Below are 14,568 nucleotides of genomic sequence, written 5' to 3'. Positions count from 1 at the left end.
CGGAGGGCCGGTTCACGGGCGAGCCGTCTCCAGGGTCCTGCCGAGGAAGTCGTCGATCAGGCCCGCGATCTGGTCCACGTGCGTCTCCAGGGCGAAGTGGCCGGTGGGCAGCAGGTGCACCTCGGCGTCCGGCAGGTCCCGCCGGAAGGCGAGGGCGCCCGCCGGGACGAAGATCTCGTCGTGGCCGCCCCAGACCGCGAGCAGGGGCACCCGGCTGGTGCGGAAGTACTCCTGGAAGGCGGGGTAGAGGGCGAAGTTGGAGCCGTAGTCGGCGATCAGGTCGAGCTGGATCTCCGTCTGGCCGGGGCGCGCGAGGTCGGCCGCGTCCCGCTCGTAGGCGTCCGGACTGACCAGCTCCCTCAGCGCCTGGGGTACGCCGTGCAGGTACTGCCACGTGATGCCGTCCAGGGAGTAGATCTCCCGCACCGGCGCCTCCGTCTCGGGCGTGCGCCGCGCGATCAGCGCCCGCACCGGTGCCCAGGCCTCGGTGCCGAGCCCCTCCTCGTAGGCGTTCCCGTTCTGCGTGACGATCGCGCTCACCCGGTCCGGGTGCGCGAGCGCGAGCCGCAGCCCGATCGGGGCGCCGTAGTCCTGGACGTACAGCGCGAAGCGCTCCAGCCCGAGCTGTTCGGTGAACTCGTCGGTGATGCGGGCCAGTTCGGCGAACGTGTACGGGAAGTCCGCGGCGGCCGGCGTCGCCGAGCGCCCGAACCCGATGTGGTCCGGCGCGATCACCCGGTAGCGCCGGGCGAGCAACGGGATCAGGTCCCGGAACATGTGCGAGCTGCTGGGGAAGCCGTGCAGCAGCAGCACCACGGGCGCGTCCTCGGGCCCGGCCTCGCGGTAGTACACCTCGTGGCCCCGGACGGTGGTGGTGCGGTGGTGAACCCGGTGAGTGGTCATGACGGCATCATGAGCCGCCCACGCCTAACCGGTCAACTGCATTTCAACGGTTAGAGTATCGTCGGCCGGCGGCGGGATGTGCCACGAGTCCGGCACCCGGACGCGGTACGCCCGACAATGCGGGTATGACACTGCGCACCGCCCACACGGCCCAGCTCGCCCCCGCCGAACTCCGCTCCGTCCGCGCCCTGTTGGACGACTCCTTCGACGGCGACTTCGCCGCCGAGGACTGGGACCACACCCTCGGCGGCATGCACGCGCTCGCCTACGACGAGCGGGGGCTCGCCGCGCACGGGGCGGTCGTCATGCGCCGGGCCCGGCTCGGCGGCCGCTGGCTGCGGGTCGGCTACGTCGAGGGGGTCGCCGTACGCCGGGACGTGCGCCGCACCGGGCTCGGCGGCCGGGTGATGGACGTGCTGGAGGGCGTCCTCACCCGGGCCTACGACCTGGGCGCCCTCTCCGCCAGCGACGAGGGCGCCCTGCTGTACGAGGCCCGCGGCTGGCAGGCCTGGACGGGACCGGTCGGCGCCCTCGGCCCGGGCGGCCCGGTCCGGCTGCGCGACGAGGAGGGCTCCACCTACGTCTGGCCCGCCCCCGCCGGCCCGCACACCGAGCTGCTCTTCGACTGGCGCGACGGCGACGTGCTGTGAGGCGCCGCCGGGAGGTGCGCTCCCTCGGCCGCGCCCTCCCCGGGCGCACGAAGGCGCAGCTCAGCGCGGTGTGATGCGGTCCGCCGTCTCAGATAGTAGGAAGTCCGAGTAATCGGGCAGACAGACGGGGACCGCTCCCTTAGCTTGAGAGAAGCCGAACGTCTCGCTCGATCCAGCGAATGGCGGTCGTGAGCCGGGCCCGTGCAGGCAACCCCTGCGCCCGGGCTCCCCGCCCCCTTCCGGCGTCTCGAAACCCCTCACCACCGTGCTCCGCGTCTGCCGAAGGAGTCGATTCCCATGGCCGAGACGACCGTCCGCCGCCGAGTCCGCCGCGTGTCCCGCACGAGCGAGTCCGACCGCAAGAACGCCGCCGCCGCCCTCCAGCGCGCCCTGGACCGCCGGGACAACGGCGGCGCGACCGGCCACTGAGCCGGACCACGAGCCGGGAGCCGCACCGGCGTGGTGCGGCGCGGCCCTCACGCCGCGCCGCACCGCGAACGTCCCCGCCGTGCGCGTCGGGTGCGAGCCCACCGTCACCCGGCGGGGCTCCGCGACTCGTCCGGGTGTCCGTATGGCGGACAGTGTGTGTCATCCCATGGGACGAGGAGTAGGGTGCCCGCATGTCTCGCAGCATCAATCTCGCAGTGATCCCCGGTGACGGCATCGGCCAGGAGGTCGTGGCCGAAGGGCTCAAGATCCTCTCCGCCGTCCTGCCGCAGGATGTGAAGCTGGAGACCAAGGAGTACGACTTCGGCGCCCGGCGTTACCTCGCCACCGGTGAGACCCTCACCGACGCCGACCTCGAGCAGCTCAAGCAGCACGACGCCATCCTGCTCGGCGCGATCGGCGACCCGAAGGTGCCCTCCGGCGTCCTGGAGCGCGGCTTCCTCCTCAAGCTCCGCTTCGCCTTCGACCACTACGTCAACCTGCGGCCCTCGAAGCTGCTCCCCGGTGTCGGCACACCGCTCGCCGGCCAGCCGGAGATCGACTTCATCGTCGTCCGCGAGGGCACCGAGGGCCCCTACACGGGCAACGGCGGCACCGTGCGCCAGGGCACCCCGCACGAGGTCGCCACCGAGGTGTCGGTCAACACCGCCTACGGTGTCGAGCGCGTGATCCGCGACGCCTTCGCCCGCGCCCAGGCCCGCCCGCGCAAGAAGCTCACGCTGGTCCACAAGAACAACGTGCTGGCCTTCGCCGGGCATCTGTGGACGAACATCTTCAACCAGGTGGCCAAGGAGTTCCCCGAGGTCACCACCGACTACCACCACGTCGACGCGGCGACGATCTACCTCGTCACCGACCCGGGCCGCTACGACGTCATCGTCACCGACAACCTCTTCGGCGACATCATCACCGACCTCGCCGCGGCCGTCGCCGGCGGCATCGGCGTGGCCGCCTCCGGCAACATCAACCCCAGCCGGGAGTTCCCGTCGATGTTCGAGCCGGTCCACGGCTCGGCCCCGGACATCGCCGGCCAGGGCAAGGCCGACCCCACCGCCACCGTCCTGTCGGTCGCGCTGCTGCTGCGTCACCTCGGTTTCGACGCCGAGGCCGACCGCATCGACGCGGCCGTCACCGCCGACCTCACCGAGCGGGGCTCCCTGCCCGCCCGCAGCACCTCCGAGATCGGCGACGCGCTCGCCGTACGCGTAGCCGGCTGACCCGCCGCGCTACACAGCAAGCCGCCGGGTCGCGAACCGCACCCGGCGGCTTTTCCTGTGCCTCGCCGGGTGCCACCATCAACCCCTGGGCCGCTTCACCCCGATTCCTTCCGCTGCCGGCCCCCGCGCGATAATCGGACGCGGGGCCGCATTATGAGGGAATGCTCGGACGTCCTAGCACTGGCGACCGGCAGTACAGGCGTGAGCGCGGCCCGTCACTACAACCGGTGAAGGACAACCACTGATGACGACGCCCACGATCGAGCTCAAGCCCTCCGCCAGCCCCCTCGCCGCCGCAGAGCGCGAGGCGATCCTGGCCAACCCGGGGTTCGGCCGCCACTTCACCGACCACATGGTGACGATCAAGTGGACCGAGGGCCGCGGCTGGCACGACGCCCAGCTCGTCCCGTACGGTCCCATCTCCCTGGACCCCTCCACGCACGTCCTGCACTACGGCCAGGAGATCTTCGAGGGCCTGAAGGCCTACCGGCAGCCCGACGGCTCGATCGCGCTCTTCCGTCCCGAGGCCAACGCCCGCCGCTTCCGCAACAGCGCCCGCCGCATGGCCATGGCCGAGCTGCCCGAGGAGCTGTTCATCGCCGCGCTGGACGCGCTGCTCGCGCAGGACGCCGGCTGGGTCCCGCCGCACGGCGGCGAGGAGGCCCTGTACCTGCGGCCGTTCATGTTCGCCACGGAGGCCGCGCTCGGCGTGCACCCGGCGAACGAGTACCTGTTCATGCTGATCGCCTCGCCGTCCGGCGCCTACTTCGCCGGCGGGGTGAAGCCGGTCACCATCTGGGTCTCCGAGGACCACGTCCGCGCGGTCCCGGGCGGCACCGGCGACGCCAAGACCGGCGGCAACTACGCCGCGTCCCTGCTGCCGCAGGCCGAGGCCGCGGCGCACGGCTGCGACCAGGTCGTCTACCTCGACGCGGTCACCCGCACCAAGGTCGAGGAGAGCGGCAGCATGAACGTCGCCTTCGTCTACGGCGACCGGATCGTCACCCCCTCGCTCACCGGCTCCATCCTGGAGGGCATCACCCGCGACTCCCTCCTCCAGGTCGCCCGCGACCTCGGCTACACCGCCGAGGAGGGCACGGTCACCCTGGAGCAGTGGCGGGAGGACGCCGCGTCCGGTGCGCTGAGCGAGGTCTTCGCCTGCGGCACCGCCGCCGTGGTCACCCCCATCGGCCACGTCAAGACCAAGACGGACGGCTGGAGCCACGGCGACGGCACGCCCGGCCCCGTCACCCTGCGGCTGCGCGAGGCCCTGCTGGGCATCCAGCGCGGCATGATCGAGGACAAGCACGGCTGGATGCACCGGGTCGGCTGACGGCTCAGCGGGAACTGCGTGACAGGTCGTCGGCCGGCTGCGGGTGCGCCGTGGCCTGTCGCGCGGTTCCCCGCGCCCCTTCGGGGCGCGCCTGGGTCAGCGTCACGTACAGCGCGCCGCCGACCAGGCCCGACAGCAGGAAGCTGCAGTCCACCCCGCCCGTCCAGGCCAGCAGCGGGCCCTCGTACGACGGCAGGGACACCGCCAGCAGGCCGACGAGCGCGCCGGCCGCCCAGGACGCGGTCGCCCGGACGTTCCAGCCCGCCCGGTACCAGTAGACCCCGCCCCGGGCGCGGCGGTTGAAGACCTGGAGGGCGTCGGCGTCGTACACCCCGCGGCAGCGGGCGAAGCCGATGAGGGTGATGACCGCCCACGGGGTGCCGATGGCGGTGAGCAGGAGCACGAAGGACGTCATCGCCGACTGCGCGTCCCAGGCGTAGTGGCCGACGAAGACGCAGACGGTGGCGACGACGGCCACGGCGTAGGTGGCGTGGGCGCGGGAGGCGCGGGGCAGGATCGCGTCCAGGTCCAGGCCCATGGAGTACAGCATCAGGCCCGCGTTGCCGACCGAGCCCGCGGAGGCGGCCAGCAGCAGCGGCACCAGGTACCAGGCGGGGGAGGCGGCGACCAGCGGGCCCGCGTAGTCGGCGGCCGCGCCGGCCGCGTACGCCGTGAAGGTGCCGAACAGCTGCGGCACCAGCAGGCCCAGGATCAGGCCGAGCCAGGTGGCGTGCAGCACCCGGCGGCCGGAGTGGCGGGCGGGGGAGATGTAGCGGGTGTAGTCGCCGAGCAGCGTGATGAAGGCGATGGGGCCGGACAGGCCCGCCGCCACCGCCGCCAGCAGCCAGGTGGGCCAGAAGGAGCCCAGCAGGTAGCCGCCCGCGTCCGGCAGCGCGGCGGTGGTGAAGTGCGGGGCGTAGGCGAGGACGCCGAGGAGCAGCAGGGCCGTCATGCCGATGGCCAGCACGCGGGACATCGCGAGCAGCACCCGGTAGCCGTAGACCGCGCCCGCTACGGTCGCCGCGGCGAGCACCCCGTAGACGAGGGCGTACGCCGGCCCGTTCGCCGGCACCCCGAAGAGCCGGCCGAGGACCATCAGCATCACGTCCCCGCCGATCCACACGGTCAGCGCGGTGTAGCCGAGGGCGAGCAGGAGTCCGACGACCGAGCCGACCAGCCGTCCCCTGACGCCGAACTGGGCGCCGGAGGAGGTGGACAGGTTGGTCGCGGTGCGCAGCGAGACCAGCGCCAGCGGTGCCGTGAAGACCGTGCCGACGATCGTGCCCGCCACGACCGAGCTCACCGACGCCCACCAGCCGAGCCCGAAGGACGGCGGCAGCCAGCCGAAGACGATCACCCCCAGACAGAGGTTGGAGCCGAGCAGGATCGAGACGAGGTCGCGCGGACCGCTGGTGCGTTCCTCGTCCGGGATGGTGTCGACTCCGCGCTGTTCTATCGGCATGGCTGGTCTCCTTCGACGGCCGCCTGGCAGTTTGAGCGACGTTCAATGTGACGTGACACCTTGGTGCCGGTCAATCCTTCAGTTTCATGAATTCCGTGTTTAGAGTGATGCTCTAAAGTGTGGGTGACAAGGAGGTGCCGCGTCGTGAGACTGACGCCCACGGAACGTGACCGGCTGCTGCTCTTCGGAGCCGCCGAGCTGGCCCGGGCCCGCCGCGCGCGCGGCCTCCGGCTGAACGTGCCGGAGGCCACGGCGCTGATCGCGGACACCGTCTGCGAGGCCGCCCGGGACGGCAGGCGGCTCGCCGAGGCCGTCGAGGCGGCCCGCTCGGTGCTCGGGCCCGAGGACGTCCTGCCGGGCGTCGCCGACGTCGTCACCGAGGTGATGGTCGAGGCCGTCTTCGACGACGGCTCCCGGCTGGCGGTCGTCTCCGACCCGATCGGCGGCGGCTCGGGCCCGGAGGGTCCCGGTGCGCTGCTGCCGGGCCCCGAGCACCCCGAGCCCGAGCCGGCGCTCCGCCTCACGGTCACCAACACCGCGCCCGTGCCGGTCTCCGTCACCTCCCACTTCCACTTCTTCGAGGCCAACCCACGGCTGGACTTCGCCCGGGAGAGGGCCTACGGCATGCGCCTCGCCGTGCCCGCCGGGTCATCGGTGCGGTTCGGCCCGGGGGAGAGCGCCGAGGTCGGTCTGGTCCCGATCGGCGGCGACCGGATCGCGATCGGCTTCGCCGGCCTGGTCGACGGGCCGCTGGACGCGCCCGGGGCCAAGCAGGAGGCGCTGCGCCGGGCCGCGGCCTGCGGCTATCGGGGAGTCACGCCGGAAGGAAGCGAACGATGAGCCGTTCCAAGGGACGCGAGGTCAGCGAGTCCGTCCACATCGATCCGCACGCCTACGCGGCCACGCACGGACCGCGTGCCGGCGACCGGATCCGCCTCGGCGACTCCGGGCTGACCATCCGCGTCGAGTCCGACGCCCAGAAGCACGGCGACGAGTTCCTCGCCGGTTTCGGCAAGACCGCCCGCGACGGACTGCACCTGAAGGCCGCCTCCGTCCGCGCCACCTGTGACGTCGTGATCAGCAACGTCGTCGTGATCGACGCGGTCCAGGGCATCCGCAAGGTCTCCATCGGTATCCGCGAAGGCCGGGTCTGCGCCATCGGGCGCGCCGGCAACCCCGACACCCTCGACGGCGTCGACGTCGTGGTCGGCACGGGGACGTCGATCGTCTCCGGCGAGGGCCTGATCGCGACCGCCGGCGCCGTCGACACCCACGTCCACCTGCTGTCGCCGCGCATCATGGAGGCGTCGCTCGCCTCCGGGGTGACCACGATCATCGGGCAGGAGTTCGGCCCGGTGTGGGGCGTGGGCGTCAACTCGCCGTGGGCGCTGCGCCACGCCTTCAACGCCTTCGACGCCTGGCCGGTGAACATCGGCTTCCTCGGCCGGGGTTCCTCCTCCCACCAGGCGCCCCTCGTCGAGGCCCTGGCCGAGGGCGGGGCGAGCGGCTTCAAGGTGCACGAGGACATGGGCGCCCACACCCGCGCGCTGGACACCGCGCTCCGGGTCGCCGAGGAGCACGACGTCCAGGTCGCCCTGCACAGCGACGGGCTGAACGAGTGCCTGTCGGTGGAGGACACCCTGCGGGTGCTGGAGGGCCGCACGATCCACGCCTTCCACATCGAGGGCTGCGGCGGCGGACACGTGCCCAACGTGCTGAAGATGGCCGGCGTGCCCAACGTCATCGGCTCCTCCACCAACCCCACCCTGCCCTTCGGCCGGGACGCGGTCGCCGAGCACTACGGCATGATCGTCTCCGTCCACGACCTCAAGACCGACCTGCCCGGGGACGCGGCCATGGCCCGCGACCGGATCCGGGCCGGCACGATGGGCGCCGAGGACGTGCTGCACGACCTGGGCGCGATCGGCATCACCTCCTCCGACGCGCAGGGCATGGGCCGGGCCGGTGAGACGGTCCGCCGTACCTTCGCCATGGCCGCCAAGATGAAGGGCGAGCTGGGTCCGATGGAGGGCGACGGCGAGGGCGACGACAACGCCCGCGTCCTGCGCTACATGGCCAAGCTGACCATCAACCCGGCCATCGCGCACGGACTCGCGCACGAGGTCGGCTCGATCGAGGTCGGCAAGCTCGCCGACATCGTGCTGTGGCGCCCGGAGTACTTCGGCGCCAAGCCGCAGCTCGTCCTCAAGTCCGGCTTCCCCGCGTACGGCGTGGTCGGCGACCCCAACGCGGCCACCGACACCTGCGAACCCCTCGTGCTGGGGCCGCAGTTCGGCGCGTTCGGCGCCACGGCCGCGGACATCTCGGTCGCCTTCGTCGCCCGGGCCGCCGCCGACCAGGGCAACGACACGATGCCCACCCGGCGGCGCCGGGTCGCCGTGCGCGGCACGCGCGGCATCGGCCCGGCCGACCTGCGGCTGAACGCCCGGATCGGAGCGGTCGACGTCGACCAGCGCACCGGCCTGGTCACCCTCGACGGCGACCCGCTGCGCTCCGAGCCCGCCGACTCCGTCTCGCTCAACCGCCTGTACTTCCTCTGACTCCCGCCCCGACCCGCCAGCCCCGACCCACGGACCCGAGGACCTTGACGATGACCACCCCCGCCGCCGACGGCTTCCGTATGCCCGCCGAGTGGATGCCGCACGAGCGCACCTGGATGGCGTGGCCCGGCCCCAACCCCACCTTCGACGACCCGGAGGACCTCCGCCTCTCCCGGATCGCCTGGGCGTCGGTGGCCCGCGCGATCCGCCGCTTCGAGCCGGTGACGGTGGTGTGCGGCACCGGCCAGTCGGCCCAGGCCCAGGCGCTGCTCGGCCCCGGCGTCGACACCGTCGAGCGGGAACTGGACGACGCCTGGATGCGGGACATCGGCCCCACCTTCCTGACCGACGGCAAGGGCGCCCTGGCGGCCGTGGACTGGACGTTCAACGGCTGGGGCGCCCAGGACTGGGCCCGCTGGGAGCACGACGCCAAGATCGGCGCGTACGTCTCCGACCTCGCGGGCGCGAAGACGTACGCCTCGAAGCTGGTCAACGAGGGCGGTGCGATCCACGTCGACGGCGAGGGCACCGTGCTGCTCACCGAGACCGTGCAGCTCGGCCCCGAGCGCAACCCGCACTGGTGCAAGGAGGAGGTGGAGGCCGAGATCCACGCCCACCTCGGCACCAGCAAGGCGATCTGGCTGCCGCGCGGCCTGACCGGCGACTACCCTCCCTACGGCTTCGGCACCCTCGGCCACGTCGACATCGTGGCCGCCTTCGCCCGCCCGGGTGTCGTGGTCGCGCACCGCCAGCCGGACCCGGCGCACCCCGACCACGAGGTCACCGAGGAGGTCATCGGCATCCTGCGGTCGGCGACCGACGCCCGGGGCCGCGCGCTGGAGGTCGTGGAGGTGCCCGCGCCGACGGTCCTGGAGGCCGACGGCCACTGGGCCGACTACTCCTACATCAACCACTACATCTGCAACGGCGGCGTGGTGCTGTGCGGCTTCGACGACCCGCGCGACGAGATCGCCGCCGGCATCTTCCGCCGCCTCTTCCCGGAGCGGACGGTGACGCTGGTGGACGCGCGTACGATCTTCGCAGGCGGGGGCGGTATCCACTGCATCACGCAACAGCAGCCGAAGACCCGGTGACGGCCGGCGTCGGGTAGAACATACGGGTGAACGTCCTGGTCTGTGCGGCCTGCGGCCGCCGTCTCAGCCCGCCGCTGCGGCTGCTGCCCGAACTGCCCGAACGCCCCGCGTACGACGGGCGCGACGGGGCGCGGCGGGCTCCGTCGACCGTGCCGCGCGGCCGTTGCGCGGTGGACCCCGAGCCGTCCGGGCGGCCGTACGTGCCGCATCCGGACCCGGAGTGGATGGGGGCGGCCCACCCCGGCGGCCCGGTCATGCTCGACCCCGACGGGCCGGGGTGCCTGGTCTCGGCGGGGCCGCGCGGCACGCTCGTCGTCCACCCCGCGGACACCGAGGGCCTGCTCGCACCCAACCCGGACGTCCGGCGGACCGGGTGCTGCGGCGAACCGGAAGGCGACGGACCGGACTGGGTGTGCCCCGGCTGCGGGGCGGGGGTGGCCTCCCTGCTCGCCTCGTGCACCGGCCCCTACGAGACCCATTTCCTGCCCGACGCCGTACGGGCGGTGCCGGCATGACCGCCTCCCCGTCCCCCCGCCGCCGCACCCCCGCCCCGCCCCGCGAGGAGGTTCTCGCCGCTGCCATGGACATGATCGCCGAGTGCGGTCTGGAGAAGCTCACCATGGCGGGGCTGGGCCGCGAGGTCGGCATGAGCAGCGGACACCTGCTGTACTACTTCCGCTCCAAGGACGAGCTGCTGCTGCGGACCCTGGAGTGGAGCGAGGGCCGGCTCGGCGCGGAACGGGGCCGGCTGCTCACCGGTCCCGGCAGCGCACGCGAGCGGCTGTCCGCCTACGTCGACCTCTACGTGCCCGACGGCCACCGCGATCCGCACTGGACGCTGTGGCTGGAGGTGTGGAACCGCTCGCAGAACGCCGACGACGACGCCCGCGCCCGGCAGGCCGCGATCGAGGGGGCGTGGCACCGGGACCTGGTCGCGCTGATCGCCGAGGGGATCTCCCGGGGCGAGTTCCGGCCGGTGGACGCGGACCGCTTCGCGGCCAGGACGCGCGCGCTGCTCGACGGGTTCTCCATCCACGTGGCCATCGGCCTGCGCGGCACCGATCGGGACCAAGTGCTGGCACACGTCCGGGAGTTCTTCGAGGACGGGCTGCTCGTCGGGTAGCCGCGGGCCCGTCATGGCCGCTCGCGCGGTTCCCCGCGCCCCTCGGGGTGCTGTACCGCCCTCGGCCGCACAGCCGGAGGAATCGTTCCCTCCGGCGCCGGGCAGGTAACGGCGCATGGGACGACAACAGTGGAAGAAGATCTGGGTCGGCTCGGCGGGCAACATGGTCGAGTGGTTCGACTGGTTCGTGTACGCCAGCTTCGCCACCTACTTCGCCGGCGCGTTCTTCCCGAGCGGCAACCCCACCGCCCAGCTGATGAACACCGCCGGCATCTTCGCCGTCGGCTTCTTCATGCGCCCCGTCGGCGGCTGGCTGCTGGGCAGGGTCGGCGACCGCAAGGGCCGCAAGGCGGCGCTCACCCTGACCGTCACGCTCATGTCGGCCTCGGCGGTCCTCATCGCCGTGGCGCCCACCTACGCCGTCGCCGGCTACGGCGGCGCCCTCGTCCTGCTGCTCGCCCGCCTGCTCCAGGGCCTGTCGGTCGGCGGCGAGTACGCGGCCAGCGCCACCTACCTCACCGAGGCGTCCGACCCCCGCAGCCGGGGCTTCGCCTCCAGCTTCCAGTACGTCTCCATGACCGCCGGCCAGATCGCCGGCCTCGGCCTGCAGATCATCCTCCAGCGCACCATGTCCGACAGCGCGCTGCACAGTTACGGCTGGCGCATCCCGTTCGTCGTCGGCGCGCTCGGCGCGGCCGTCGTCTTCTACCTGCGCCGCACCATGCTGGAGACCGAGGTGTACGAGGAGGACACCTCGCACGCCGAGGAGCGCGGCACGCTGCGCGCCCTGTGGCGGCACCGGCGGGAGGCGTTCCTGGTCGTCGCCCTCACCATGGGCGGCACGGTGGCCTACTACACGTACACCACCTACCTGACGAAGTACCTCTCCAACTCGGCGGGCCTGTCCAAGGAGACGGCGACCCTGGTCTCCTTCACCGCGCTGATCGTCTTCGCCTGCCTCCAGCCGCTCGCCGGCCGGCTCTCCGACCGGGTCGGCCGCCGCCCGCTGCTCATCACCTTCGCGGTCGGCTCCACCTTCCTGACCGTGCCGATCATGACGCTGCTGCGGCGCGTGGACGGCTACTGGCCCGCCCTCGGGCTCGCCCTGCTCGCGCTGGTCGTGGTCACCGGCTACACCTCCATCAACGCCTGCGTGAAGGCCGAGCTGTTCCCGACCGGCATCCGGGCGCTCGGCGTGGCCCTGCCGTACGCCGTCGCCAACGCCCTGTTCGGCGGCACCGCCGAGTACGTCGCCCTCTGGTTCAAGAACGCCGGCGCCGAATCCGGCTTCTACTGGTACGTGGCGGGCTGTGCCGCCGTCTCCCTGGTGGTGTACGTCACCATGCGCGAGACGAAGGACCTGGACCTGGCCCGGGTGAAGGCCGCGGAGGGATCCGGGGAGTCCAGCCTGACGCCCGCATCCTGAGACGGTCGGTGAGCCGGGGGCGGGGCTGTGCCAGACTGCCCCCGTGCTCTCGTTGACCATGATTATGGGCAGCAGGCGCGCCGGTCCGCAGTGACCACCTCGTACGACCAGGTGCGGGTGGCCACCGTCGTCCTCGACCCGCGCGCAGACCTCTCGCACCCGCGAGGGGTTTTTTCGTTTTCCGGCCCACCTTCAGCCGGGAGCGGAGCGCGAGGGAATACTGGGGGGACGGTGGAGCCGGTCATTCCGGTAAGACCGAAGATCCACAACAGGAGCCTTGAGACCATGACCGAGACGGCAACCAGCGAGCTCGACGACTCGTTCCACGTCTTCGACACCACGCTGCGCGACGGCGCGCAGCGCGAGGGCATCAACCTCACCGTCGCGGACAAGCTCGCCATCGCACGGCACCTGGACGACTTCGGCGTGGGCTTCATCGAGGGCGGCTGGCCCGGCGCCAACCCCCGCGACACCGAGTTCTTCGCCCGCGCGCAGGCCGAGATCGACTTCAAGCACGCCCAGCTGGTCGCCTTCGGCGCCACCCGCCGCGCCGGCGCGAAGGCCGCCGAGGACCCCCAGGTGAAGGCGCTGCTGGAGTCCGGCGCCCCGGTGATCACCCTGGTCGCCAAGTCGCACGACCGGCACGTGGAGCTGGCGCTGCGCACGACGCTCGAAGAGAACCTGGAGATGGTCCGCGACACCGTGTCGTACCTGACCGGGCAGGGCCGCCGGGTCTTCGTGGACTGCGAGCACTTCTTCGACGGCTACCGCGCCGACCCCGAGTACGCCAAGGCGGTCGTCCGCACGGCCGCCGAGGCCGGCGCCGACGTCGTCATCCTCTGCGACACCAACGGCGGCATGCTCCCCGCCCAGGTGCACGCGGTCGTCTCCACCGTCCTCGCCGACACCGGCGCCCGGCTCGGCATCCACGCCCAGGACGACACCGGCTGCGCGGTCGCCAACACGCTCGCCGCCGTCGACGCCGGCGCGACCCACGTGCAGTGCACCGCCAACGGCTACGGCGAGCGCGTCGGCAACGCCAACCTCTTCCCGGTCGTGGCGGCCCTGGAACTGAAGTACGGCAAGAAGGTGCTGCCCGAGGGCCGGCTGCGCGAGACGACCCGCATCTCGCACGCCATCGCCGAGGTCGTCAACCTGACGCCGTCCACGCACCAGCCGTACGTGGGCGTCTCCGCCTTCGCGCACAAGGCCGGCCTGCACGCCTCCGCCATCAAGGTCGACCCGGACCTGTACCAGCACATCGACCCCGAGCTGGTCGGCAACACCATGCGCATGCTGGTCTCCGACATGGCGGGCCGCGCCTCGGTCGAGCTGAAGGGCAAGGAGCTCGGCATCGACCTGGGCGGCGACCGCGAGCTGGTCGGCCGGGTGGTCGAGCGGGTGAAGGAGCGCGAGCTCAAGGGCTACACCTACGAGGCCGCCGACGCCTCCTTCGAACTCCTGCTGCGCGCCGAGGTCGAGGGCCGGCCGCTGAAGTACTTCGCCGTCGAGTCCTGGCGGGCCATCGTCGAGGACCGGCCCGACGGCACCCACGCCAACGAGGCCACGGTCAAGCTCTGGGCCAAGAGCGAGCGGATCGTCGCCACCGCGGAGGGCAACGGCCCGGTCAACGCCCTCGACCGCGCCCTGCGCGTGGCGCTGGAGAAGATCTACCCGCAGCTCGCCAAGCTCGAACTGGTCGACTACAAGGTCCGCATCCTGGAGGGCAAGCACGGCACCTCCTCCACCACCCGCGTACTGATCTCGACCTCGGACGGCTCCGGCGAGTGGTCCACGGTCGGCGTGGCCGAGAACGTCATCGCCGCCTCCTGGCAGGCCCTGGAGGACGCGTACACGTACGGCCTGCTCCGCGCGGGCGTGGCGCCGGCCGAGTAGCCACAGTGGAGGCATGACCTCATACGAGAGTGACGTGCTGTCCCGGGCCCGCGTCGCGACCCGGCTGCCCGCCCGGGACCTGGACCGGGCCCGGCGCTTCTACGCCGAGAAGCTCGGCCTGTTCCCCGTGGACGAGCGGCCGGGCGGGCTGCTGTACCGGTGCGCGGGCGCGGACTTCGTCGTGTTCCGCTCGACGGGGGGCTCGCCCGGCACCTTCACCCAGATGGCCTTCGAGGTGGACGACATCGAGGCGGCCGTAACGGAGCTGCGGCGCCGGGGCGTGGTCTTCGAGGAGGTCGACGTGCCCGGCTTCCGCACCCGCGGCGGTATCGCCGAGATCGAGGGCAACTACCCGAGCAGGGGCGCGCGCGGGGAACGCGGCGCCTGGTTCCGCGACAGCGAGGGGAACCTGCTGGGCATCGGCCAGCTGATCCTGTGAGCGGCCGCGCCGGGTGT

At 72.4% G+C, this 14,568-nt stretch carries 14 protein-coding genes; 12 read left to right on the top strand and 2 right to left on the bottom strand.

The window, feature by feature from the left end; translation table 11 throughout:
- Positions 1-12 precede the first annotated feature (12 nt).
- Entirely contained in the window at positions 13-903 is an 891-nt protein-coding gene (locus tag ABZ576_RS14635; protein WP_360739858.1) for an alpha/beta hydrolase, read from the bottom strand.
- A gap of 125 nt (positions 904-1,028) precedes the next feature.
- Between ABZ576_RS14635 and ABZ576_RS14630 the strand changes: the two genes are divergently transcribed.
- From ABZ576_RS14630 to ABZ576_RS14615, 4 genes are all read left to right on the top strand, one after another.
- Positions 1,029-1,553: a GNAT family N-acetyltransferase gene (locus ABZ576_RS14630; RefSeq protein WP_360739856.1), complete on the top strand. Its 525-nt coding sequence runs from the start codon at positions 1,029-1,031 to the stop codon at positions 1,551-1,553.
- A gap of 297 nt (positions 1,554-1,850) precedes the next feature.
- Positions 1,851-1,982 carry a hypothetical protein gene (locus tag ABZ576_RS14625; RefSeq protein WP_360739854.1) on the top strand — a complete coding sequence of 44 codons (132 nt, stop codon included), beginning with the start codon at positions 1,851-1,853 and terminating at the stop codon, positions 1,980-1,982.
- A gap of 191 nt (positions 1,983-2,173) precedes the next feature.
- Positions 2,174-3,217, top strand: a complete 1,044-nt coding sequence (locus ABZ576_RS14620; RefSeq protein WP_360739853.1) for a 3-isopropylmalate dehydrogenase — start codon at positions 2,174-2,176, stop codon at positions 3,215-3,217.
- Between the two features lie 244 nt (positions 3,218-3,461).
- Positions 3,462-4,550 (top strand): branched-chain amino acid aminotransferase, encoded by a 1,089-nt coding sequence (locus ABZ576_RS14615; protein ID WP_360739851.1) that lies wholly within the window; start codon positions 3,462-3,464, stop codon positions 4,548-4,550.
- A gap of 4 nt (positions 4,551-4,554) precedes the next feature.
- Here the strand turns inward: ABZ576_RS14615 and ABZ576_RS14610 are convergent, their stop codons facing one another.
- A complete protein-coding gene (locus ABZ576_RS14610; protein ID WP_360739850.1) occupies positions 4,555-6,012 on the bottom strand; it encodes a cytosine permease in 1,458 nt (485 codons plus the stop codon).
- Between the two features lie 144 nt (positions 6,013-6,156).
- On the opposite strand from ABZ576_RS14610, the gene ureA reads away from it, so the two are divergent.
- The 8 genes from ureA (at position 6,157) to ABZ576_RS14570 (ending at position 14,551) form a co-directional block, all read left to right on the top strand.
- Complete coding sequence (gene ureA, locus ABZ576_RS14605) at positions 6,157-6,852, top strand: urease subunit gamma (RefSeq protein ID WP_360739848.1); 696 nt, start codon at positions 6,157-6,159, stop codon at positions 6,850-6,852.
- Positions 6,849-8,573 carry an urease subunit alpha gene (locus ABZ576_RS14600; RefSeq protein ID WP_360739846.1) on the top strand — a complete coding sequence of 575 codons (1,725 nt, stop codon included), beginning with the start codon at positions 6,849-6,851 and terminating at the stop codon, positions 8,571-8,573. The genes ureA and ABZ576_RS14600 overlap by 4 nt, the downstream gene beginning before the upstream one ends.
- Positions 8,574-8,623: 50 nt before the next feature.
- Entirely contained in the window at positions 8,624-9,667 is a 1,044-nt protein-coding gene (locus ABZ576_RS14595) for an agmatine deiminase family protein (RefSeq protein WP_360739844.1), read from the top strand.
- A 26-nt stretch (positions 9,668-9,693) separates the two neighbouring features.
- The gene (locus tag ABZ576_RS14590) at positions 9,694-10,182 is read left to right on the top strand and encodes a hypothetical protein (RefSeq protein ID WP_360739842.1); all 489 of its coding nucleotides are present in this window, start codon (positions 9,694-9,696) and stop codon (positions 10,180-10,182) included.
- Entirely contained in the window at positions 10,179-10,790 is a 612-nt protein-coding gene (locus ABZ576_RS14585) for a TetR/AcrR family transcriptional regulator (RefSeq protein WP_360739840.1), read from the top strand. The genes ABZ576_RS14590 and ABZ576_RS14585 overlap by 4 nt, the downstream gene beginning before the upstream one ends.
- Before the next feature lie 115 nt (positions 10,791-10,905).
- Positions 10,906-12,216: an MFS transporter gene (locus tag ABZ576_RS14580; protein ID WP_360739838.1), complete on the top strand. Its 1,311-nt coding sequence runs from the start codon at positions 10,906-10,908 to the stop codon at positions 12,214-12,216.
- Positions 12,217-12,501: 285 nt separating this feature from the next.
- Positions 12,502-14,112 carry a citramalate synthase gene (cimA, locus tag ABZ576_RS14575; protein WP_360739836.1) on the top strand — a complete coding sequence of 537 codons (1,611 nt, stop codon included), beginning with the start codon at positions 12,502-12,504 and terminating at the stop codon, positions 14,110-14,112.
- 13 nt (positions 14,113-14,125) lie between these two features.
- Positions 14,126-14,551 carry a VOC family protein gene (locus tag ABZ576_RS14570; protein ID WP_360739834.1) on the top strand — a complete coding sequence of 142 codons (426 nt, stop codon included), beginning with the start codon at positions 14,126-14,128 and terminating at the stop codon, positions 14,549-14,551.
- The last annotated feature ends 17 nt before the right edge of the window (positions 14,552-14,568 follow it).

Origin of the sequence: Streptomyces sp. NPDC013455 (genome assembly GCF_040632975.1) — a bacterium.
Taxonomy (GTDB): domain Bacteria; phylum Actinomycetota; class Actinomycetes; order Streptomycetales; family Streptomycetaceae; genus Streptomyces.
The sequence above is the reverse complement of the archived record's forward strand: the minus strand, read 5'-3'. Positions and strand labels throughout refer to the sequence as shown.

What these genes read in the sequence shown, in the direction of transcription:
- ABZ576_RS14635 (WP_360739858.1), bottom strand. Translation starts at nt 903, where the DNA reads ATGACCACTCACCGGGTTCACCACCGCACCACCACCGTCCGGGGCCAC.
- ABZ576_RS14630 (WP_360739856.1), top strand. Translation starts at nt 1,029, where the DNA reads ATGACACTGCGCACCGCCCACACGGCCCAGCTCGCCCCCGCCGAACTC.
- ABZ576_RS14625 (WP_360739854.1), top strand. Translation starts at nt 1,851, where the DNA reads ATGGCCGAGACGACCGTCCGCCGCCGAGTCCGCCGCGTGTCCCGCACG.
- ABZ576_RS14620 (WP_360739853.1), top strand. Translation starts at nt 2,174, where the DNA reads ATGTCTCGCAGCATCAATCTCGCAGTGATCCCCGGTGACGGCATCGGC.
- ABZ576_RS14615 (WP_360739851.1), top strand. Translation starts at nt 3,462, where the DNA reads ATGACGACGCCCACGATCGAGCTCAAGCCCTCCGCCAGCCCCCTCGCC.
- ABZ576_RS14610 (WP_360739850.1), bottom strand. Translation starts at nt 6,012, where the DNA reads ATGCCGATAGAACAGCGCGGAGTCGACACCATCCCGGACGAGGAACGC.
- ABZ576_RS14600 (WP_360739846.1), top strand. Translation starts at nt 6,849, where the DNA reads ATGAGCCGTTCCAAGGGACGCGAGGTCAGCGAGTCCGTCCACATCGAT.
- ABZ576_RS14595 (WP_360739844.1), top strand. Translation starts at nt 8,624, where the DNA reads ATGACCACCCCCGCCGCCGACGGCTTCCGTATGCCCGCCGAGTGGATG.
- ABZ576_RS14585 (WP_360739840.1), top strand. Translation starts at nt 10,179, where the DNA reads ATGACCGCCTCCCCGTCCCCCCGCCGCCGCACCCCCGCCCCGCCCCGC.
- ABZ576_RS14580 (WP_360739838.1), top strand. Translation starts at nt 10,906, where the DNA reads ATGGGACGACAACAGTGGAAGAAGATCTGGGTCGGCTCGGCGGGCAAC.
- cimA (WP_360739836.1), top strand. Translation starts at nt 12,502, where the DNA reads ATGACCGAGACGGCAACCAGCGAGCTCGACGACTCGTTCCACGTCTTC.
- ABZ576_RS14570 (WP_360739834.1), top strand. Translation starts at nt 14,126, where the DNA reads ATGACCTCATACGAGAGTGACGTGCTGTCCCGGGCCCGCGTCGCGACC.